This window comes from Galbibacter sp., assembly GCF_048266365.1.
Lineage (GTDB): Bacteria > Bacteroidota > Bacteroidia > Flavobacteriales > Flavobacteriaceae > Galbibacter.
Genome location: NZ_JBLWZP010000005.1, coordinates 115,018 through 135,717, shown reverse-complemented (window position 1 = coordinate 135,717; position 20,700 = coordinate 115,018). Strand labels below are relative to the sequence as shown.

Sequence of the window (20,700 nt, the reverse complement as noted above, 5' to 3'; positions counted from 1 at the left end):
TACCGTAATACGCGTTGACTACGTCATTTCAGTTATAAAGTTGATAAATAGCAGATTAAAATGTTTGTTAATAATCAATTACTTGGGTACTTTGTTTAAAATAACGTAATTTGATAAACTAATTACCTCCTGTATGAAATTGAAATTATCCGTAGTTAAATGGATTTTATTAGGTATGTCATGCACAGCCATCGCTCAACAATCGTTCTATGATTTAAGTAAATCCATTGCCAACTTGCCTGAAGTTATTCATTTTGACCGCTTGGATTATATGGGGGATTCTGAATTTTGGTCTTCTTGTCGTGGGGTTGATGGCGTTCTTTATTTTGGAAATAATGATGGTGTTGTGATTTATGACGGAGAACGTTGGATTACAGTTGGTCTGCCTAATAGCTCTTCAGTACGATCACTGTTAGCCGCTGAAAATGGTACTATTTATGCAGGAGGATACAACGATTTTGGAAAAATCCAACGCGACAGTGTTGGAGATTATTTCTATCAATCTATGATTGGGGAATTGGCACTTCAGGGGAAAGAGTTGGAGAATATTGAACAAATAAATCAGCTTGGAGAGAACATTATATTTAGATGTTATAAACAACTTATAGTTGTTAGTGAGAACAGGAATACGATTATTCCTTCGACTGTCGATTTTATGTATGCCAACGTGGTTAATGATACCTATTATGTTCAAGATATACATAAAGGCATACTAAGCTTTAACCCTAAGACCACCCAATTGACGCAGGTTTTTGATGCATTGCCGATTATGGATAATGCTGTTAAAGGAATATGGCCGAGTAAAGAGCCTCGCGAGCTTTTAATTGTTCTAGAGAATGGTTTAATTTATAAAGGAAATTTAGAAACTGGTGAACTTGTTTTTTGGGAGGATGTTTTTAAGGATCAGAATCGCGACCAAATTATTAATTCAATTCATAAGGGAGATACTTTTGTATTAGGGACATTGAGTTCTAGGATTAGAATGTTGAATTCTAACGGTAAGCGTATTGAAGTGCCTTCAACTTTTGCTGAAATTCAGAATCCTTCCGTATTAAATCTTTTGGCGGTTGATAATGGCATATGGGTTATGTTGTATAATGGGTTGGACTTTATCAATGCAAAGACTGAGAGTGTAAAGTTTTTTGATGCGACTAAGGTTTATGATCTGATTATCTATCGTAATCGTCTCTTTGTAGCTTCAAATAAAGGGGTGTTTGTTTCAAAAATCACAGAAGATGCCCCTGGAGGTTTTAGTTTTGAATTAATCTCAGAACTTCAGGGACAGGCATGGTCATTAACTGAAAAGGATGGAAAATTATTCATTGGCCATCACAAGGGACTTTATGTTTATGAAAATGAAAATGTGACTCGACTTACCAATTTTGGAATTTGGGGAATTCTTGATATACCAGGACAAGAGAATATGTTTCTAGCTGGTGGTTATATAGGGTTATCGGTCATTTCGTTTCAAGATGGTAAATACACGCTTCGCAATAGGTTAAATGGATTTTCGGAATCTAGTAGGGATATTATAGCGGCAGATGAGCCTAATACATTTTGGGTTTGTCACGGGTATAAGGGAGTTTTTAAAATTAGAATCGATCCTTCATATGATCATGTGAATTCCATTGATCAATATACGGATAAAAATGGCTTTAAGTCTCCTTACAATATTAACGTATTTAGATGGAACGATGATATTGTATTTACTAGTAATAATGGCGTTTACAGTTATTTCGAACCTGATAATTCCTTTGTGCCTTATGCTGCGTTGAATCGCATTTTAGATACTACTAAAAATACACGTAAAATCATACAACATAAAGACACTACATGGGTCGTTCAGGATAATCAACTGGGTTATTTTACTTCTACAGATAGCCTCCAGGGTGTTGTTAGTAGACCTTTTTTAAAGGTTAAAGGTCAGCTCAATAGGGGAATGGAAGCCGTACTACCTATTCAAGGTCACAAAGTATTAATGGGAACCACTGATGGGATATTTCTTTTTGATTTGGAGAGGAATCATGATGTCGTTGCCAAGACTGTTATCAATAGTGTTACCAAATCTTATAATCAAGAGAAGGGGCAACTGCCACTTCATCCAGAGCACACTATAGGTTTACCTTTCGACAACGACCTTATTCGTTTCGAATATGCTGTTCCCGAATTAATTTCTGGAAGTGAAATTCAATATAAATATCGTTTGAAGGGGCTGAATATTGGCTGGTCCGAATGGACAGAGTTAAATTTTAAAGAATATGCGCACTTAAAACCAGGTAGTTACTTATTCACGGTTAAAAGTAGAGACTTAAAAGGTAATCAAGGTTTAGAAACGAGTTATCGTTTTGAAGTCCTACCCAAATGGTACCAGACCACTTTTTTCCGAATATTTTTCTTGCTAATATTTGTAAGTCTTTTATGGTTGGGGTCAAAGCTTATAAAAAGATCCATAGAGAAGGAAAATTTGAAGATTCACAAAGCCAACATGAAGGCTAAACGAATGTTAGAGTTGGAAATTGAAAGCCTTAAACTTCAACATGAAAAGGAGCGTTTTAAGAAGGATAAAGAACTCTTAGAGAATGATATTATTGATAAGAGTAAAGAATTGGCTAATTACACCATGCAATTAGTTAATAAGAAGGATATTTTCAATGATTTACAGTTTGATTTAAAGCAATTGCGCAGCTTGGTTAAAACTCAAAGTTCCAGAGAAAAAATCACGGAAATATTTAGAAAGCTACATCAACATAAAATTGGGGAAGAGTATATGGAGGTCTTTGATGTAAATTTTGAAAAGGTGCATCATGAGTTTTTTGAAAAACTCAAAGAATTATACCCTAATCTTTCCAAAAAGGAGTTGCGGCTATGTGCTTTTATAAAAATGGATTTGAGTAATAAGGAAATTTCGCCATTACTTAATATTTCAGTTCGAGGCGTAGAAACCTTAAGATATCGCCTACGAAAGAAGCTGGATCTCGAGCATGAAGATAATTTACATGAGTTTTTGACAGAACTAGTATAGATGGCTACCGCTCGCCTTCGATTTCTGCGTAAAATTGCTCTAAGTACAATTCCATGAATGCATGACGCTTTTCAGCGATCCTTTTGCCTGTTTCGGTATTCATTCTGTCTTTGAGCTGCAACAGCTTTTCGTAAAAGTGATTGATTGTAGGGGATTGGCTATTTTTGTATTGTTCCTTGCTCATTTGCAAGTTTGGTGACACTTCAGGGTCGTATAACTTTCTGTTTTTGAACCCACCGTAATTAAAGCAACGCGCAATTCCTATGGCTCCTATGGCATCCAGGCGATCAGCGTCTTGAACGATGTGCAGTTCGAGACTTTGATAAGTTTGTTTGAAATTTCCGCCCTTAAATGAAATGTTGTTGATGATCGCAACCACCTGTTTTATTACTGAGGGCTGAACAGCGAGGCTTTCTAGAAAATTCTGTGCTATTTTAGGGCCGATTGTCTCATCACCTTGGTGAAATTTGGAATCTGCTATATCATGAAGTAAGGCACCAAGACCAACCACAAGAGGTGATGCTTTGGTTTCATCTTTGGCGATAAGCATGGCGTTGTTGAACACGCGTTGTATGTGAAACCAGTCATGTCCCCCTTCAGCTTCTTTGAGGGTTTGTTTGACAAAACTTATGGTTTTTTCTATGATTTGGACGTTGTCCATGCTCAAGGTTTTATGGCTGCAAAGATAGTCTGCTCAACTTTAGTAATCAGTTCTTCCGGAGGTAAATCTCTAGTGGTAATAGGCTCGTGAACTTCAAATTCCAATGTATAGCCAATCCCATAAGGAAACTTTCCGTAGCGAAGGGTTTTCCATGAATTGTTTATGCTGATTGGAACTAGGGTTGCATGGGGCATTTTTTTAAGTAAGATCTTTAACCCACCTTGTTGGAATCGCTTTGGTTGACCATTTCTAGATCGGGTTCCTTCTGGAAATATAACCACCGAACGACCATTCTCATTGGCAGAATTAGCAAGTTTTAGAATTTCTTTAAAGCTCTGCTCCTTATCCTTGCGATCAATAAGTGCTGCTCCACCGTGTCTAAGGTTATAAGACACGCTGGGAATTCCTTTTCCTAGTTCTTTTTTGCTGATAAACTTAGGATCGTGTTTTCTCATATGCCAAACAATTGGAGAGATGTCGTACATGCTCTGATGGTTCGCGATGATAATACACGGGGTCTGTGTTGAGATCGTATAGGGGTTTTTAAAGTGAACGCGATTCCCTAAAATCAGTAAACTATGCATTAAAAACCAATTGAGCGCTTCAACGGATCGCATATGGGCTTGATAACCAAATGCCCTATGGGATATCCATTGTATGGGATGGAATATAACTAGAAGAAGTCCAAAACATAATAGGTAAATTACCGAGAGTGGATACGCTACTATTTTTCTCATGGTACGTTTTTGAGATTTAGTTGTTTTTCAATTCATTGGTCAGCTCTATGATCTTTTTCTCAAGAATAGGTAGTACGTCTTCTGGTGACTTGATATAATCATCAACAATATTCCAATAGGTTACCTTATCTTGTTGTTCCGGATAGCGCTTTTCAATCATCGGATGATGTTCAGTCTTATCCATAAGGATAATACTGTCGTAAAAGTCAAAATCCTCTTGATCAAATGGAATAGGCATTCTCAAGTCGTATTTCAAATTAGGGTATTGCTCGCTGAAATAGGCGATGCAATGTTTTGAAATGGGACCTTTGTTGTTTTTTGAGAGCCGCAAACCTTTTGAAAAAGCCTGGTGATATAGACCTTGTTGCTCAGATAAGGCGTTGAACAAAATTTCAGCAAATCTGCTCCGGTAGTAATTCCCAGTGCACACAAATAAGATTCTTCTACTCATGATAGTCGAATTAAAAAAACCACGTTTAAAACGTGGTTAGATTAAGATTATTCCTTACTTGAACTTAACAAAAATCGTTATAAGCTTCAGCAAGATTATCTGCGATAACTTCAGCAGGTCTACCCTCTATATGGTGTCTTTCCAACATGTGTACCAATTCTCCATCTTTAAATAGTGCCATACATGGTGAAGAAGGAGGGAAGGGTAACATATAAGATCTTGCCTTGTCTGTTGCTTCTTTATCAAAACCTGCAAATACAGTATATAGATTGTCAGGGTTTTTGCCGTTGTTTAAACTCATTTTTGCACCTGGTCTTGCATTAGCAGCAGCACAACCACAAACTGAATTTACAACTACTAGGGTAGTGCCTTCTTTTTTCATTGCTTCATCTACAGCCTCAGATGTCAATAACTCTTCAAAACCTGCAATTACCAAGTCTTCTTTCATTGGTTTAACTAATTCCGCTGGGTACATAGTCGTTTTATTTTAAATTAAAATTTTCCTCTAAATATAAGTCGTAAAGATAATTAAAAACCTACACTTTCAGTTAAGAATTTCACTGAAATGACCGTGGTTGATATCGGAATTGGCTATTTTTCAGCCTGGCATACAACAATGGATAGTTTTTAGCCTGAACATTTTTAATCTTATATTTGGCAATCGAAAAATGGTATTGAATGTTTAAATTGATTTTCACTCTCGGAGGATATTTTTTTCTCGGTTTCCCCGGCCTTATTGTCGGATTTATAGTTGGAAGCTTAATTGATAGATTAAGCGGTGGAGGAGTCCGTATGCAAACCATCATAAATGATCGGAGACAGGTTTCACCAGCAGATTTCGAGTTGAATCTTCTTTCCTTGTGTTCCATTGTGATCAAAGCCGATGGAACAGTGAATCAAAACGAGTTATATTATGTGAGGAACTATTTTATCTCCACCTACGGCACTGAAAAAGCGAATGCTATTTTTAGAACCTTTAATGAGGTGGTAAAAGAACGTGTGGTTTCAGCTGCTAATATCTGCGCTTATCTCAATCAACGTACGCGTTACGAGGTTCGACTTCAATTGCTGCATTTTCTTTTTGGAATCGCTCAGGCGGATGGTACAATTTCACAGGCAGAATTGGAAAAAATCAAAGAAATCGCAGGTTACCTACGGGTATATCCTAAGGATTTTGAGAGCATCATGGCCATGTTTGTGAAATCCACTAACAACGCCTATAAAATACTAGAAATAGCGCCGGAATCTAGTGACTCAGAGATTAAAGCTGCTTATAGAAACATGGTCAAAAGGTATCATCCAGATAAAGTAATCACCAAGGATCCAGCGATTAAAAAAGGTGCTGAAGAAAAATTTAGACAGGTGCAAATGGCCTACGAACAGATCCAGAAAGAACGCGGGATGTAAGGCTCAGCTTTAGCGTCTTTTACCCAATTGAACAACCTATGGAAAGTGCTACCTTACTAACATCACATTTATCCGTTCTCCTTTCCAATAACAATCACGAATAAAAGGCGTTAGAAATATAGGAATTCGAAAAAAATTCTGGTATTTGATTTGCCTTAAATTAATTGTAAGTTTGAATAACCCGTAAACCTATCAATATGGATCAATTTTGGTTCTATTTTAAGCTTGGCTTCGACCATGTTTTTGACTTTAACGCGTACGATCACCTTTTGTTCTTTCTGGCGCTCATTGTACCGTACACCTTTGCGAATTGGAAACGTGCCTTTTGGCTGGTAACCTTATTCGCTATTGGGCATACTGTCTCATTGCTGTTGGCAACCTATGGGGTCGTGCATATTAGCTCATCCTTAGTCGAATGTCTGATTCCAATAACTATTTTCGCCACCGCTTTATTTCATGTGTTTACCGCAGGGAGAAAAAATTACAGTGAAAAATTTGGACTTCATTTCTTTGCCACACTGTTTTTTGGCATGATACATGGTCTCGGGTTTTCTACATACTTCAGACAAATAGTAGAATCGAGTACAAATAAATTCGTTCCACTTCTTGAGTTTGCCTTGGGAATCGAGGCAGCCCAATTGATTGTAGTTTTCCTTGTGCTGCTTGCAGCCTTTATATTGCAAACTGTTTTTAGGTTTAACAAAAGAGACTGGATCTTGGTTGTTGCTTCAATTGTTATTGGTGTAGTGATTCCAATGCTCGTAGAAACCTGTTTTGTGAGCTAAGAGAATACCTTTTTTACACCACTCCCTATTAAGTGTTAAATTTATTTTCTTATCCCTTTAACATGTTGTGATTAAATGATAAAGCCGTTATCTTAGCCATTAAATTTGGTAGCAACGAAGTTCGTTGCTTTTTTTGACTTCAATACCTATGGTTGATAAGAAACAAAAACGTTATGATAGGGCCTATTTGAGAATGGCTTTAGAATGGGGCAAACTGTCTCATTGTAAGCGTAAACAAGTTGGCGCGATTATTGTAAAAGATAGAATGATAATATCTGATGGATATAATGGTACACCTACTGGATTTGAAAATTACTGTGAAGACGAATTAGGATATACCAAGTGGTATGTCTTGCATGCGGAGGCTAATGCGATTTTAAAAGTAGCCTCTTCGACCCAGTCCTGTGTTGGTGCCACCTTGTACATCACCCTATCTCCTTGTAAGGAGTGTAGTAAACTTGTCCACCAGGCAGGGATTAAAAGAGTGGTGTATTTAAACGCATATAAAGATAGCGAAGGCCTAGAGTTTTTGGAAAAAGCAGGAGTAGAAATGCTACATATGCCTGATATAGAAGACGAGTAAATGTTTAAAATGAGAAGTTATTTATTGCCCTTTATTTTAGCAGCTACTTTAGCCGCCGGAATTTATATTGGCGGTAATTTAAACTACAATGATGCGGGAGAAAAGCTTTTCTCAACCAATTCTAAGAAAGACAAACTTCATCGCCTAATTGATTATATCGAATACGATTATGTGGATGATGTCAACACCGATAGTATTGTTGATGTTGCTGTAAATAACATACTAGAGAAACTCGATCCCCATTCCGTTTATATTCCAAAGCAGCAAGCTGAAAGGGTTGCCGAAAACATGAAAGGAGACTTTGTAGGTGTTGGGATTAGTTTTCGAATGTATAGAGATAGCCTTGTGGTTATTCGCCCCATTCTTGGTGGACCAAGCGGGGAAGCAGGTGTCCGTTCAGGAGACCGTATCCTGGTTGCAAATAAAGATACTCTTTACGATAGAGGACTAAGCAGCAATGAAATTGTAGATATTTTAAAGGGAGATAAAAATACACTTGTCGATATGACCATATATCGACCTATAGAAGAGAAAACCATTCAACTAACCATTGAGCGTTCTGAAGTACCTTTGCGAAGTGTGGATGCGACTTTTATGATCGAGGACTCCATTGGATATATCAGGGTAAATCGATTCGCAGAATCCACCTTTGATGAGTTTAAATCTTCCTTACTGAGGTTAAAGGAAGAAGGCGCAAAAAAATTAGTATTGGATCTTCGCAATAACCCCGGAGGTTATTTAGGTATTGCTGAAAAAATTGCTGATGAATTCTTAGAAGATGGAAAGCTTATACTTTTTACAAAAAATAAAAGTGGTGCCATAAATAAGGCTTATGCTACTGAGCAGGGTGTTTTTGAAGAGCAAGATATTTATGTTTTGATCAATGAAAAATCAGCCTCTGCAAGTGAGATCATCGCTGGTGCCATTCAGGATAATGATCGTGGAATTATTGTGGGTAGGAGATCATTTGGAAAGGGCCTAGTGCAGCGTGAGATGAGCTTAGGAGATGGTTCTGCTGTTCGTTTGACTGTTTCTCGGTATTACACTCCAACAGGTAGATCTATTCAAAGATCTTATGAAAATGGTACCAAAGATTATTACAATCAGTTTTATCAACGCTTTGAAAATGGAGAATTACGATCTGCAGATAGTATAAAGGTTGAGGATTCCTTGATTTATAAGACTCCGAAGGGTAAAATCGTTTATGGTGGGGGTGGAATCATACCGGATGTTTTTGTGCCCATAGGCTCATCAAGAGTAGATAGTTGGGTCAACACCCTAATGGACTCTGGATTTATGTCCTTCTATGTTTTTGAATATTTGGACAGCCACCGTGATTTGTACACCGACCTTGGGTCCGACGAGTTTCAGCGAACCGTTTTTGTAGATGATCAAATGGTTGATGATTTCTTCTATTATGCCGATGATAAAGGTGTTAAGATTGATCTGAACCCCTACCGAGAAGAATTAAAGTTACATATCAAAGCCATATTAGCTGAACAGTTGTTTGATGAAAACGTCAAACAGCAAATCCTTAGCCAAGACGATCCTATGTTGGAAGCAGTTTTGCATTTGATTGAAAAACAAATCGCACCGGAAGAAGTGGCAGATCACTCCAAAGCTGATGATCAATAAGGCTTAATTAAAACCCTTTAAGATACTTTAGGAAACTAATTTGTCATGTACCTTGGTATGCTTTCCGCCATTCCACAAAGTAAGAATATCGGTGGCCACCTGAGCCCCACTTCCTGCAGCGATGGCGAATTGACTTCTCCACCCGGCCAAGGTTCCTGCAACATATAAGCCTGGTTTAACTTTGTGCTGAACGTTCTTAAGTTGAATACGGTTTTTTTCTAAAGGACTAAGGGCATGGGGTTCTACATATTCTAATAGACCCTCGATTGAAAATACATCGGTATATCCCAATGCAATCACAACAATTTTCGATTGATAACTGCCCTTGTTGGTCGTGATTGTATAATTACCTTCTTCACCTTCAACTGCAGTTACTTTTTCTGTTGCTATTTGCTCAACATGTGGATAGTTTGTCATTAACTGTTGCTTTCCAGTACTTAAGATGTCTTTTCCTGAAGTTTGTGATGCAATACCTAAAACATTGTTCAAAAGTGCAGATTGTAGATGTGAGGTTTTCTGATGCATGATTATTCCAATGCGCTTATTAGAAGCATAAGGAGCCTTAATCGCGGAACCTAAAACCAATGCACATTGGAGGCCTGATGCGCCCCCGCCGATGACTAATGCATCATACATTGCTCTTTTCCTTGGCCAGTTGTTGTATTCTTTTAGATTGCCAGAAAATGGCTAAAAGTAGCACAGCTGCCAATGCGGCGCCAATTCCTATAACAGCGACAAGGCTATCACCTTCTAATGGTTTTTCAAAGTCCAACATACTGATGTTTACACCAATCATGCTAAAGGCAATAAGAACGAGAATTACGATAAAAGTTTTCATGTATGAATTTTTTAAAATAAACCTGTAACATTACTTGCAAATAACTTTACAGCAATGGCCAACAAAATTACGCCAAATACTTTTCGTATCACAGCTAAACCTGATTTTCCTAGCCACCTTCCTATTGTATTCGAGGACTTTAACACTATGTATACTATAACGACATTTATTAAGATGGCTACAATGATATTTTCCACATAATATTCCGCCCGGAGTGATAAAAGTGATGTCATGGTTCCTGCTCCTGCTATAAGAGGAAATGCCAATGGAACTACTGAAGCAGTTGAGGGGGCATCATCCTTGTACAGGGAAATACCCAATATCATCTCGATGGCCAAAAAGAAAATTACAAAAGCACCGGCAACGGCAAAGGAGTTCACATCAATTCCAATTAAATTTAAGATGGTTTCTCCGATAAATAGAAAAGCAATCATCAAAACAGCCGCAATAAACGATGCTTTTTCAGATTGAATATGACCTACCTTATTGCGCAGATCGATAATGATGGGAATACTTCCAACGATGTCAATTACGGCAAAGAGGATCATCCCGGCAGTTATAATTTCTTTAAAATCAAAGTTCATGGTTTTCTTAGTTAAAAAACGATGCAAAGCTATAACAACATTTCGATTAATTTTATCATTTATCACGAAAATGTTTATCTAATTTTCACAGGGGTACATTGGTAACGAAGTCAGTTTCAGTAGGCCCATAACCTATGGTGTTTCTTGACCAATCGACAAGGCTACTTCAAAATTTAAAATTCAAACCGCAGTGTGGACGTCCTAGACCAAAGTGCTACGATCACTTTTTTGTCTGTAAAAAGAAGTATATTTGCAGCATGTTTCAGATAGGAAAAACCATAGTATCGGAAGAAATCATAGAAAATGATTTTGTGTGTAACATTACGGCATGTAAAGGGGAATGTTGCATTGATGGAGAGGCAGGAGCTCCAGTTGAGGATGAGGAAACACAAATTTTAGCTGATATTTATCCTAAAGTTAAACCTTTCTTAAGACCTGAAGGTATTGCCGCAATTGAGGCGCAAGGCACTTTTGTCAAAGGATTCGACGGGGAATGGGAAACCCCACTGGTTGGAGGAAGTGAATGTGCCTATGTTACCTTTTCAGATCAAGGTATTGCCATGTGTGGTATTGAACAAGCATATAATGCAGGAGAGATAAATTGGAGAAAACCTATTTCGTGCTACCTGTATCCTGTTCGTGTTAAGCAATATCAAGATTTCGCGGCAGTGAACTATCATAAATGGCATATCTGCGATGATGCTTGCTCACTAGGGAAAGAACTTCAAGTTCCTGTCTATAAGTTTGTCAAACAAGCCCTGATTGAAAAATTTGGTCAAGCGTGGTATGATGAATTAGAAAGAACCGCAAATGAAATGGGTCGCTAAGGGTAGACCGCGCTCAAAAAATTAAAGTATAGCCGTATTGGCCTAAAATTAAAGGGGCAGCTATTTGGGTTTGTTTAGATCCTATAGCTGCCCTTTAAGTTTATATTACTTGAGTTTTCACTCGTTTTCTTCAGTACTCTCTGGTAGTGGAACTTCTGTTGAACCTGCATTAATATATTGCTGGTGATAAAGTTCTAATAAATTCATCGTTGCTACCACAAGATCTTTGGTTTCAGTAAGCAAGTTGAAATACAGGGAAGTGTTTTTCGGACTTGACTCTTCAGTTCTTGTTCTAGAGATTTGTTTTTCGATCTTTTTATTGATACTCGATAGTAAAGACTCTTTTGATTGTATCAACTCATGGATGTCCTCAAATGCTCTTTTGTCGAATGTCTCTTTAATATTGTTAAATAAAGATTCGATTTCATTCTGAGTATCTAACAATTCACGAGTTTGATTAAATTTCAATTTTTTGTGATTGTTATTTACGTGTTTATGGGAGGCCTTACCAATGTATTCAAGGGACTGAGACATATCTTGAAGATAGCTCAGTATATTGATGTAAAAATGGCTAGCCACAACGCTAGAATCATCCAAATTCTTAATGAAATAGAAGACACTTTCTTGCAGATCATCAATTTCTGCGCTGAGTTTTGCATTTCCTTTTTTAGATTTTTTTAGAAGTGGTAGATCCTCCTTTGAGAGTCCGATCATAGAGCCAATATAGATCTTTTTAGCGCGAATGGCTACTGCTGCGATATTATCTGCACTTTCCTCAATAACACCTTGAACTGAACTACTTTCGGCCTTGTTTAAGCTATCTTCCTCTCTAGTTGCATTTGATTTTTTCTTATAGCTTATGTAGTTTCTGGCTAATAGTAACACTGCTACAAATAATAAAATAGCAATAGCGGTTGGACCTCCGATGTAAATTAAATAAGCGATAATAGCTGATGCTAAAAAGGCGATAATAGCGGTAAAAAACCAACCGCCGATTACATTAAATACTCCGGCAACACGGTAAACAGCACTTTCACGTCCCCAGGCCCTATCTGCAAGTGATGAACCCATGGCTACCATAAAGGTTACATAAGTTGTCGATAATGGTAGTTTTTGAGTCGTTGCGATCGCAATTAAAACTCCCGCCACCATGAGGTTTACCGAAGCTCTGATAAGGTCAAAAGCAGGTGCGTCCTTGTCATTTGAGTTTTTACCTTCATGGACAGGTTTTGCAAATTGAGCATTAATTTTATTTTGGGTTGATTTCGGTAAAATAAGGTTTATGCCTTGTGCGGTCTTTGTGGACAAACGTACTACAAGTCTAGACAAGAGATTCGGTTGAAATTTTTCTTTCCCTTCTGATTGTCTAGATAGCCCAATTTCGGTTTCTGTAACTGCCTTTGCTTTTTTAGAGAAACACAGGGTCAATACCATTATGGCACCGGCTGCAAAAAGTAATAAGGGTTCTGTAGGCACCTTTTTAGCTAAGGATACCATCGCAAATTGATCTGCTGCTACTCCAGAGCTTACCCAAGCTTCGTAGGAATGCCATGCGGCCATTGGTACACCGATAAAGTTAACCAAGTCGTTTCCAGCAAATGCCAATGCCAATCCAAAGGTTCCTGCACCAATAACGACAACTAGCACATTTCTTTTTATAACCTTTAAATAAAATTGGGAGAATAGTGTCCATAACACCAAACATCCGATTGAAATATAGATTTCATTACCGTTTATTAAATGCTCAATTGACTCATAAAAAGGAGTTCCTTTTAATCCTTTAAAGAATATAAAATAAGTGATACTACTTAATGCTAAACCACTAAAGATGGCTCCAGCATATTTCATTTTCTTTTCATATTGGAATGAGAAAGCGAGCCTAGAGATAAATTGAACCAAGGCACCAACTGAAAAGGCGATCACCACCGAGAGCAATATCCCTACAATAATTTGTATTGCGTTATCTGAATTGATATATTTAGAAATATCCGCAACTGTTTCACTATCATTACCTGCTATTTTTATTAAGGCAATTGCCACCGCAGCTCCAAGTAACTCAAAGACTATGGAAACAGTGGTTGAGGTCGGCATTCCAAGTGTATTGAAAAAGTCCAATAGAAGAATGTCAGTGATCATTACTGCCATAAAAATAATCATGATCTCATTGAACATGAATTCCCCTGGAATAAAGATACCCTTTCTAGCAACTTCCATCATTCCACTGGAGAAGGACGCGCCAATAAAAATACCAATACATGCTATAGCGAGTATCGTTTTGTAAGGGATGGCTTTAGACCCAATGGCAGAGTTTAAGAAATTCACTGCATCATTGCTTACCCCAACTATTAGATCACCAATGGCTAAAATGGCCAAGGCAACAATCATAAGTAAATAGATATTTTCCATAGTGCTAAAAATATAATATTCAGATTTTTATTAAATCTTCTTCTTTTAAAATTGTAATTCTAATTGCAACCTTGCCATTACAGTATCTTTTTGATCCGCAAATGTGGCATAACTAATATCTGTTTGTAATTTTAAATTGTGACCAACAATATATTTTGACACCCCGATTGTGTATTGTTGTTCTTCCATAGTGCTCTGTACAACCTCATCAAAATTAAGATTGGTAAAACGCCCACTAACTTCCCAATTGCTATCAAATAGATAACCACCTTGAACGTTAAATGCACTACCCGTTTGAACCACATCTCCGGTAGGGATGTTTTGTTCATCAATTGCTATTGGATCATCTGCTGAACGGTTAGCATACTCTGCTAAAAAGGAAATCCCTTTGTATTTAAACACCACATCTGCAAACAATGTGGAAATGTCAGTTTGGTAGAGTCCATCCTCCAATTCCATGAAATCACCTCTGTTACTCTGCGTTTTTACGCTGTCGTCATTATAATCATAAGCCACACTGACCATTAATTTCGGATGGTCCTCGCGCTCTAGTGCAGAGCCCTTCATCTCATTGTTATTTTTAAATGCACCAAGAGGAAGTAGTTCGATTCTTCCTGTATATTGATACCCACCCATATTTCCAATGCTTACATTACGGCCATCTCCTTGTGAGAATGCAAACTGTTCGCGGATTAAAAATGTGGGTGTTAAATAATGTTCGTTGAGCAATTGTAAACCAATGTCTCTACCGATATTGAATTCTGCATTTAAAAGGGAGCGGTCCACAAATTGTAGACTGCCGGATGATATAATTCGTTCAATATTACCGGGTAATTTAGCCTGTCCACCTCTTAGACTGAGATTTTTATAAAAATTCCATTGGACGTAGGCATCCTGTATAAATTTATCGGTATAGTCGGTATAATAGGAGGCGCCGTCGATGTCTTGATTGGCAAGTCCAATTTCCAATTTGTAGGTAAGTTTTTTAGTAAATACAAACCCCTTGAATTTTAAACGCGCCCTTCTGACCGAAAAATTACTGTTAAAATCTGTGTTCCCAATTTCGTTCTCCTGCCATGTGGCACTTCCCAATAACTGGAATCTGGTAGTGAAATTCATACTCCAAGTGCTGTCTTTACCGGTTATATTTAATATACCTTTTCCAAAACGCGGGCCTTGTATATCTTGTGCATTTCCAATGGATAACATAAATAAACTAAGCACAAACGCCCCTACCAAATTTTTCATTCTAATGTTTTAGTTTTTGTCGCTGCAAAGAACAGTAAATAAAGTTAAGAAATTGTTTCCTGTATGTTAAGTTATTAAAAATAATTGAGGTGGTAATGTGATCTAATTTACAGAAAATAAATCTATTAGCCTCTCAGGAAGTGAACATTAAAATACTGAACAAAACAAATGAAGCTGCCTGTTTCAACAGGCAGCTTTCTATTTCAGAAACTAAGTCGACAAAAACTAAAAGTTGATGAAATATCTGTAGTTTTATAAAATGCAAAGGTTAGCCTTAGTAGTAAACTTAGTGTCAATTTAAGATTAAAAAATTATTAAAATTTAGCTTTTATTCCAGGATGTTTTTTCAATGGGAGTTTAATTTTACGCAATCTTAGCAGTATCTTGCAGGACTAATTTATAGCATATGAACTGGGAATCATTGTTGTCGTTAAAGCGGCATGGAGATAAGAATAAGAGGCTTCGTAAAGAACAGGATGAAACGAGGTTAGGATTTGAGGTCGACTTCGATAGAATCATCTTTTCTTCGGAATTTAGGAGTCTTCAAGATAAGACTCAAGTGATTCCCTTGTCCAAAACTGATTTTGTGCACACCAGGCTCACCCATAGTCTTGAGGTCTCTGTTGTTGGACGTAGTCTTGGGCGATCTGTCGGAATGAAAGTGCTTGAAAAACATCCCTATTTAAACGAGATCCACGGCTACAAATTCAACGATTTTGGTGCAATTGTCGCGGCCGCCGCACTTTCTCATGACATTGGCAACCCACCATTTGGACATTCTGGAGAAAAAGCTATAGGGGAGTATTTTAAAACAGGTTCAGGAAAAAATTTTAAAGATCAACTTACCGATAAACAATACCAAGACTTAATAGATTTTGAAGGTAACGCCAATGGTTTTAGAATACTCACAGAAACCCGTCAAGGGATCTCCGGAGGACTCCGACTTAGCTATGCGACTTTAGGTGCTTTTATGAAGTACCCTAAGGAATCACTACCCAAACGACCCACTAAACAAATCGCTGACAAGAAATTTGGTTTTTTTCAATCTGAAAAGCAGTTATTTGCTGATGTTGCCACAGAACTTGGTTTGAAACAAACGCGTCATGGTGAGGATATTTCATTTGCCAGGCATCCATTGACTTTTTTGGTAGAGGCCGCTGACGATATCTGCTATACCATTATAGATTTTGAGGATGGTATTAACCTGGGGCTTATTCAAGAAGAATTCGCATTAGAATATCTTATCAAATTGGTCAAAGACAGTATTAACACTCAAAAGTACCATGCGTTAGATACTAAAGAGGATCGATTGGGGTATTTAAGGGCTCTTTCAATCAGTACGCTTATTCAAGACGCTACTCGGGTCTTTTTAGAACATGAGCAGGATATCCTAAGTGGAGATTTTCACAGTTCGCTTTTGGAAAAATCTGCTTACAAAGCCCAGGTCGAAGATATCATTAATTTGAGCGTAAAAAAGATTTATCAGAGCGATGAAGTGATTCAAAAAGAACTTCTTGGGTATAAAATACTAGATCAATTGTTAGATATCTTCTGTGGTGCGGTTATCCGTGCAGCGGAGAATAAGACGACAAGCTACGACGTATTGGTGATGCATCTTATCCCTAAAAAATACCTAGTGCTCGATCAAGGTGTATATAAAGCTTTAATGGCTGTAGCCCAGTTTATTGCAGGACTAACCGATGGGAATGCGTTGCTGATCTATAATAAAATCAATGCAAAAGTAGTCTAGAAGTTATAGACCAGGCCTACGCCTAAAGATTGTTTGAACTGCACTTTAGGGCTGTAAGAGAGTTTCTCTCCACTAGCCAATACTCGCTCTTCAAATTTAATGTCGTTATCATATATCAATTGAGTTCCGACATTTGCAACCACATATTCGTTGACTTTTAATTCAACATCAATGAGCCAGTTGACATCCACATTTCCGAAACTGTTAAGGTAATCGGTATATAGGGTTATGCGATTGGAAAGGAACATATTGTCATAGATCTTAGTCTGATAAGAGTTGGTTACTAAGATTCCTATTTCAGTAACTACGTTTTGTCCATCTCGTATCTTTACACCATTGGCATCGTACTCAGCTTTGCGTACCCCAAAAGCACCTTGGTCAGCCAAATCTTGATCCAGCACAAAAGTGGATTTTTGTGTGATGGGAGAAAGGTATAGTTTGAGGTCTTTGCCCTCAGGAGAGAATTCACTACCAAATCCGAATAAAAAGTATCCTGGCGCCATAAATTGAGAAATAGGGTTGTCTCGGTCAGGGTATTTATAACCTTTGGTGAATTGGGTATTAAAATTCGCTTTAGCGGAGAAATACCAACTCGATAAGTTATCCATTCTAAAACCTAAGGTAGAGTTGATTGCTAACGCATCTTCTGATTTCCTGATCTTTTGGCCGTCTTGAATGTTTAATCCAAAACGCATAATCAATTCATTATTCCACTGAACCTTTTCATGTTTGTAATTTCTTTCAAACAAGGCGTTACTCAATCCACTGATGGAATTATTCCCCCCTGCACTCCAGTTTACAAAGGCGATCTCACTGACATTCATTCCTACTTTATTGACTCTCTTCCATCTTGGAGGAATGGGTTTATACTCAGTGATAACCTTGGTGAGATTAATGGTATCCATCCCTTTAATAATATACACTTCTTGGGTTTTAGGATTGGTATAAACACGTTGTTCTTTGTCTTGAGCTTGGGTAAAAAAGCAACAAAAAGCACAAAAAATCATAAGGTATCCTTTCATTATCAGCGGAATAATAGGTTTATTGTCAGGTGCAAAAATGCTAAAAAATGTTATGTTATAAAAATCTTTCAAGTTGTTTAGCAATCGAATTGGCGTCAATGCCTACAATTTGTTGTAATTCTTCAACGGTTCCATGCTCTATAAATTGTTCAGGAACACCCAAAGATATTACCTTTTGACTATTATATTGGTGCTCGGTGGTAAATTCGCTTATGGCACTTCCCATACCTCCTTTTAATACACCATCTTCTAGGGTAATAATAACCTGATGTTTTTTAAATATTTCATGGAGCAGCTCAGTGTCTAAAGGTGCTAAAAACCTAAGATCGTAATGTGCAATTTTTTCGTCATGGGGGAGTAAATTTATTGCCTCGGTTACATTTTCTGATATGGTCCCTACTGATATAACGGCAATCTTGTCGCCTGATGTCAATTGTTCTCCTTTTCCTATGATGATTTTGGAAAAGGGCTTTTTCCAATCAAGGTTTTTTCCACGACCTCTTGGATATCGGATTGCTATAGGGTTGGAAAGGCCTAATTGCGCCGTATACATGATGTTTCTGAGTTCTATTTCATTTCTAGGAGCAAAGATGATTAGGTTGGGGATGCAACGTAAAAATGCCAGATCGAACACTCCGTGATGGGTGGCGCCGTCTTGACCTACAAGACCTGCTCTGTCCAAACAAAAAATCACAGGAATTCTTTGGAGGGCGACATCGTGAATAAGCTGGTCGTACGCTCTTTGTAAGAAAGTAGAATAGACATTGCAAAAAACATGAAATCCCTGTGTTGCCATTCCAGCCGCAAGGGTTACTGCATGTTGTTCAGCTATTCCAACATCAAATGCCCGTTCTGGAAATTTATCCATCATGTATTTAAGTGAGCTACCTGTGGGCATAGCCGGCGTGATTCCGACAATTTTTTGATTCTGCTCCGCTAATTCAACAATGGTATGACCAAATACGTCTTGGTATTTTGGAGGGAGATTGCCCTGAGGTTTTGGTATCAATTCACCTGAATTTTTGTCAAATTTACCTGGGGCGTGATAGCGTACCTGATCTTGTTCCGCTTGTCGTAGTCCTTTCCCTTTGGTGGTTATGATGTGTAAAAACTTGGGTCCCTTTTTCTTCTTAAGTCGTGTGAGTTCTTTGAGTAATCTTGGAAGATTATGTCCGTCAATAGGGCCACTATAGTCAAAATTTAGGGCCCTTATTATATTGTTTTTTGCAAGTTTTCGATCAACCTTGACCTGAGTTAAATATTCTTTTAATGCTCCTACACTGGGATCAATTCCAATGGCATTGTCGTTGAGAATAATGAGGAGATTAGCTTGGCTTACCCCGGCGTGGTTCAGTGCTTCAAAAGCCATTCCACTCGCGATAGAAGCATCTCCAATGACTGCAATATGTTGTTTGTCTTTTTCGCCTTGTAGATTTGAGGCCATCGCCATCCCTAATGCAGAGGATATTGATGTTGAGCTATGCCCTGTACCGAAGGTGTCAAATACACTCTCAGCCCTTTTAGGGAATCCACTTATGCCATTGAGTTGTCGGTTGGTGTGAAATTGATCCCTGCGGCCTGTTAGAATCTTATGCCCATAGGCCTGATGGCCCACATCCCATACTAATAAATCATCAGGAGTGTTGAAAATGTAATGGAGTGCTATGGTCAGTTCAACCACACCTAGACTCGCTCCTAAATGCCCTTCCTTGGTGGCTACAATTTCAATTATAAATTCCCTGAGCTGCTTTGCGAGTTCTCCCAATTGTTCTTCTGGTAAATTGCGTAAATCTACCGGGTCATTAATAGTCTCTAATAGGGCATATGGGTTCATGATGTAAAAATACAACTGTTTTTAAGTTTAAATTAATTTTTGCTGTAATTTAAAAATTTCAAAATGAGTTGTGATTTATGGGAACGAAAAAGGCTCTGGATTTTAATCCAAAGCCTAAGTTGTATTCTAATCTTGTTACGCTTTCGCTATTTCTTATTATTGACTTTGGAAATGTATTTTTCCAATGCCATGGTCATTGAAGGTGTTTCTGGTGTTGGTGCTTCAATGTCGATACGAAGACCAGCATCTGTAGCCGCTTTAACTGTGGTGTTACCAAAAACAGCAATTCGAGTGTCGTTTTGTTTAAAATCAGGGAAGTTCTTTAAAAGTGATTCGATACCTGAAGGGCTAAAGAACACTAGAATGTCGTAATAAACATCTCTTAAATCCGATAAATCACTAATGACTGTTTTGTAAAGAATTGCTCTGGTCCATTGAATTTTTAGATCATCTAAACTCTCAGGAACAATTGGTTTTAATACATCCGATGAAGGAAGTAAGAATTTTTCTTCCTTATACTTTTTGATCAGTGGAGTAAGTTCTTGAAAAGTGCGTTTTCCAACATATATCTTTCTCTTACGGTATACCACGTATTTTTGCAAATAATAGGCAACTGCTTCCGATTGACAGAAGTACTTCATGGAATCTGGCACTTTGAATCGCATCTCCTCTGCAATTCTAAAAAAATGGTCTACAGCATTTCTGCTGGTTAAAATAATCGCTGTAAACTGTGTTAAGTCAATTTTTTGTTGTCTTACATCTCGTGCATTAACTCCTTCTACATGAATGAATGGTCGAAAGTCAACTTTGATCTTTTGCTTTTCCACCAATCTCAAATAAGGTGAATTTTCTACCTTGGGCTCAGGTTGAGAAACCAGAATTGTCTTAACTTTCATATAATTATGATTAG

Annotated in this window: 19 protein-coding genes; 7 read left to right on the top strand and 12 right to left on the bottom strand. The window is 37.7% G+C overall.

Annotated elements, in window-relative coordinates; translation table 11 throughout:
• Nucleotides 1-133: 133 nt before the first annotated feature.
• A complete protein-coding gene (locus ACN0TV_RS09620) occupies nucleotides 134-3,022 on the top strand; it encodes a triple tyrosine motif-containing protein (protein WP_417362463.1) in 2,889 nt (962 codons plus the stop codon).
• Nucleotides 3,023-3,026: 4 nt separating this feature from the next.
• Here ACN0TV_RS09620 and ACN0TV_RS09615 read toward each other — a convergent pair whose 3' ends face one another.
• The 4 genes from ACN0TV_RS09615 to ACN0TV_RS09600 all read right to left on the bottom strand — a co-directional run bounded on the left by ACN0TV_RS09615 (nucleotide 3,027) and on the right by ACN0TV_RS09600 (nucleotide 5,346).
• Nucleotides 3,027-3,683, bottom strand: a complete 657-nt coding sequence (locus ACN0TV_RS09615; protein WP_417362461.1) for an HD domain-containing protein — start codon at nucleotides 3,681-3,683, stop codon at nucleotides 3,027-3,029.
• Nucleotides 3,684-3,685: 2 nt separating this feature from the next.
• The gene (locus ACN0TV_RS09610) at nucleotides 3,686-4,420 is read right to left on the bottom strand and encodes a lysophospholipid acyltransferase family protein (protein WP_417362459.1); all 735 of its coding nucleotides are present in this window, start codon (nucleotides 4,418-4,420) and stop codon (nucleotides 3,686-3,688) included.
• Between the two features lie 16 nt (nucleotides 4,421-4,436).
• On the bottom strand, nucleotides 4,437-4,871 hold the full coding sequence (locus ACN0TV_RS09605) for a low molecular weight phosphatase family protein (RefSeq protein ID WP_417362457.1): 435 nt from the start codon (nucleotides 4,869-4,871) through the stop codon (nucleotides 4,437-4,439).
• Between the two features lie 64 nt (nucleotides 4,872-4,935).
• Nucleotides 4,936-5,346: a BrxA/BrxB family bacilliredoxin gene (locus tag ACN0TV_RS09600; RefSeq protein ID WP_417362455.1), complete on the bottom strand. Its 411-nt coding sequence runs from the start codon at nucleotides 5,344-5,346 to the stop codon at nucleotides 4,936-4,938.
• A 203-nt stretch (nucleotides 5,347-5,549) separates the two neighbouring features.
• Here ACN0TV_RS09600 and ACN0TV_RS09595 point away from each other — a divergent pair, with 203 nt between their 5' ends.
• The 4 genes from ACN0TV_RS09595 to ACN0TV_RS09580 all read left to right on the top strand — a co-directional run bounded on the left by ACN0TV_RS09595 (nucleotide 5,550) and on the right by ACN0TV_RS09580 (nucleotide 9,281).
• Nucleotides 5,550-6,278, top strand: a complete 729-nt coding sequence (locus ACN0TV_RS09595) for a TerB family tellurite resistance protein (protein ID WP_417362453.1) — start codon at nucleotides 5,550-5,552, stop codon at nucleotides 6,276-6,278.
• Between the two features lie 197 nt (nucleotides 6,279-6,475).
• Entirely contained in the window at nucleotides 6,476-7,063 is a 588-nt protein-coding gene (locus tag ACN0TV_RS09590) for a HupE/UreJ family protein (protein ID WP_417362451.1), read from the top strand.
• A 148-nt stretch (nucleotides 7,064-7,211) separates the two neighbouring features.
• Nucleotides 7,212-7,646, top strand: coding sequence for a deoxycytidylate deaminase (locus ACN0TV_RS09585; RefSeq protein WP_417362449.1), 435 nt, complete (start codon nucleotides 7,212-7,214; stop codon nucleotides 7,644-7,646).
• Nucleotides 7,647-9,281, top strand: coding sequence for a S41 family peptidase (locus tag ACN0TV_RS09580; RefSeq protein WP_417362447.1), 1,635 nt, complete (start codon nucleotides 7,647-7,649; stop codon nucleotides 9,279-9,281). It begins immediately after the preceding gene.
• 27 nt (nucleotides 9,282-9,308) lie between these two features.
• On the opposite strand, the gene ACN0TV_RS09575 is transcribed toward ACN0TV_RS09580, so the two are convergent.
• The 3 genes from ACN0TV_RS09575 to ACN0TV_RS09565 are packed head-to-tail and all read right to left on the bottom strand — an operon-like array spanning nucleotide 9,309 to nucleotide 10,703.
• A complete protein-coding gene (locus ACN0TV_RS09575; protein WP_417362445.1) occupies nucleotides 9,309-9,917 on the bottom strand; it encodes an FAD-dependent oxidoreductase in 609 nt (202 codons plus the stop codon).
• Nucleotides 9,910-10,119, bottom strand: a complete 210-nt coding sequence (locus tag ACN0TV_RS09570; protein WP_417362443.1) for a hypothetical protein — start codon at nucleotides 10,117-10,119, stop codon at nucleotides 9,910-9,912. Before ACN0TV_RS09570 ends, ACN0TV_RS09575 begins: the two co-directional genes overlap by 8 nt.
• 11 nt (nucleotides 10,120-10,130) lie before the next feature.
• Nucleotides 10,131-10,703 (bottom strand): MarC family protein, encoded by a 573-nt coding sequence (locus ACN0TV_RS09565; RefSeq protein ID WP_417362442.1) that lies wholly within the window; start codon nucleotides 10,701-10,703, stop codon nucleotides 10,131-10,133.
• Between the two features lie 257 nt (nucleotides 10,704-10,960).
• Between ACN0TV_RS09565 and ACN0TV_RS09560 the strand changes: the two genes are divergently transcribed.
• Nucleotides 10,961-11,530: a DUF3109 family protein gene (locus ACN0TV_RS09560; protein WP_417362440.1), complete on the top strand. Its 570-nt coding sequence runs from the start codon at nucleotides 10,961-10,963 to the stop codon at nucleotides 11,528-11,530.
• 117 nt (nucleotides 11,531-11,647) lie between these two features.
• Here the strand turns inward: ACN0TV_RS09560 and ACN0TV_RS09555 are convergent, their stop codons facing one another.
• Together ACN0TV_RS09555 and ACN0TV_RS09550 are read right to left on the bottom strand one after the other, a co-directional pair.
• The gene (locus ACN0TV_RS09555) at nucleotides 11,648-13,936 is read right to left on the bottom strand and encodes an inorganic phosphate transporter (RefSeq protein ID WP_417362438.1); all 2,289 of its coding nucleotides are present in this window, start codon (nucleotides 13,934-13,936) and stop codon (nucleotides 11,648-11,650) included.
• 45 nt (nucleotides 13,937-13,981) lie between these two features.
• Nucleotides 13,982-15,184 (bottom strand): porin, encoded by a 1,203-nt coding sequence (locus ACN0TV_RS09550; protein WP_417362436.1) that lies wholly within the window; start codon nucleotides 15,182-15,184, stop codon nucleotides 13,982-13,984.
• A gap of 406 nt (nucleotides 15,185-15,590) precedes the next feature.
• On the opposite strand from ACN0TV_RS09550, the gene ACN0TV_RS09545 reads away from it, so the two are divergent.
• On the top strand, nucleotides 15,591-16,934 hold the full coding sequence (locus tag ACN0TV_RS09545; protein ID WP_417362434.1) for a deoxyguanosinetriphosphate triphosphohydrolase: 1,344 nt from the start codon (nucleotides 15,591-15,593) through the stop codon (nucleotides 16,932-16,934).
• Here the strand turns inward: ACN0TV_RS09545 and ACN0TV_RS09540 are convergent.
• The 3 genes from ACN0TV_RS09540 to ACN0TV_RS09530 all read right to left on the bottom strand — a co-directional run bounded on the left by ACN0TV_RS09540 (nucleotide 16,931) and on the right by ACN0TV_RS09530 (nucleotide 20,686).
• Nucleotides 16,931-17,956 carry a DUF3078 domain-containing protein gene (locus tag ACN0TV_RS09540; RefSeq protein ID WP_417362432.1) on the bottom strand — a complete coding sequence of 342 codons (1,026 nt, stop codon included), beginning with the start codon at nucleotides 17,954-17,956 and terminating at the stop codon, nucleotides 16,931-16,933. The genes ACN0TV_RS09545 and ACN0TV_RS09540 overlap by 4 nt on opposite strands.
• Before the next feature lie 55 nt (nucleotides 17,957-18,011).
• Nucleotides 18,012-19,790: a 1-deoxy-D-xylulose-5-phosphate synthase gene (locus tag ACN0TV_RS09535; RefSeq protein ID WP_417362430.1), complete on the bottom strand. Its 1,779-nt coding sequence runs from the start codon at nucleotides 19,788-19,790 to the stop codon at nucleotides 18,012-18,014.
• Between the two features lie 146 nt (nucleotides 19,791-19,936).
• Nucleotides 19,937-20,686 (bottom strand): uroporphyrinogen-III synthase, encoded by a 750-nt coding sequence (locus tag ACN0TV_RS09530; RefSeq protein ID WP_417362428.1) that lies wholly within the window; start codon nucleotides 20,684-20,686, stop codon nucleotides 19,937-19,939.
• Between the last annotated feature and the right edge of the window lie 14 nt (nucleotides 20,687-20,700).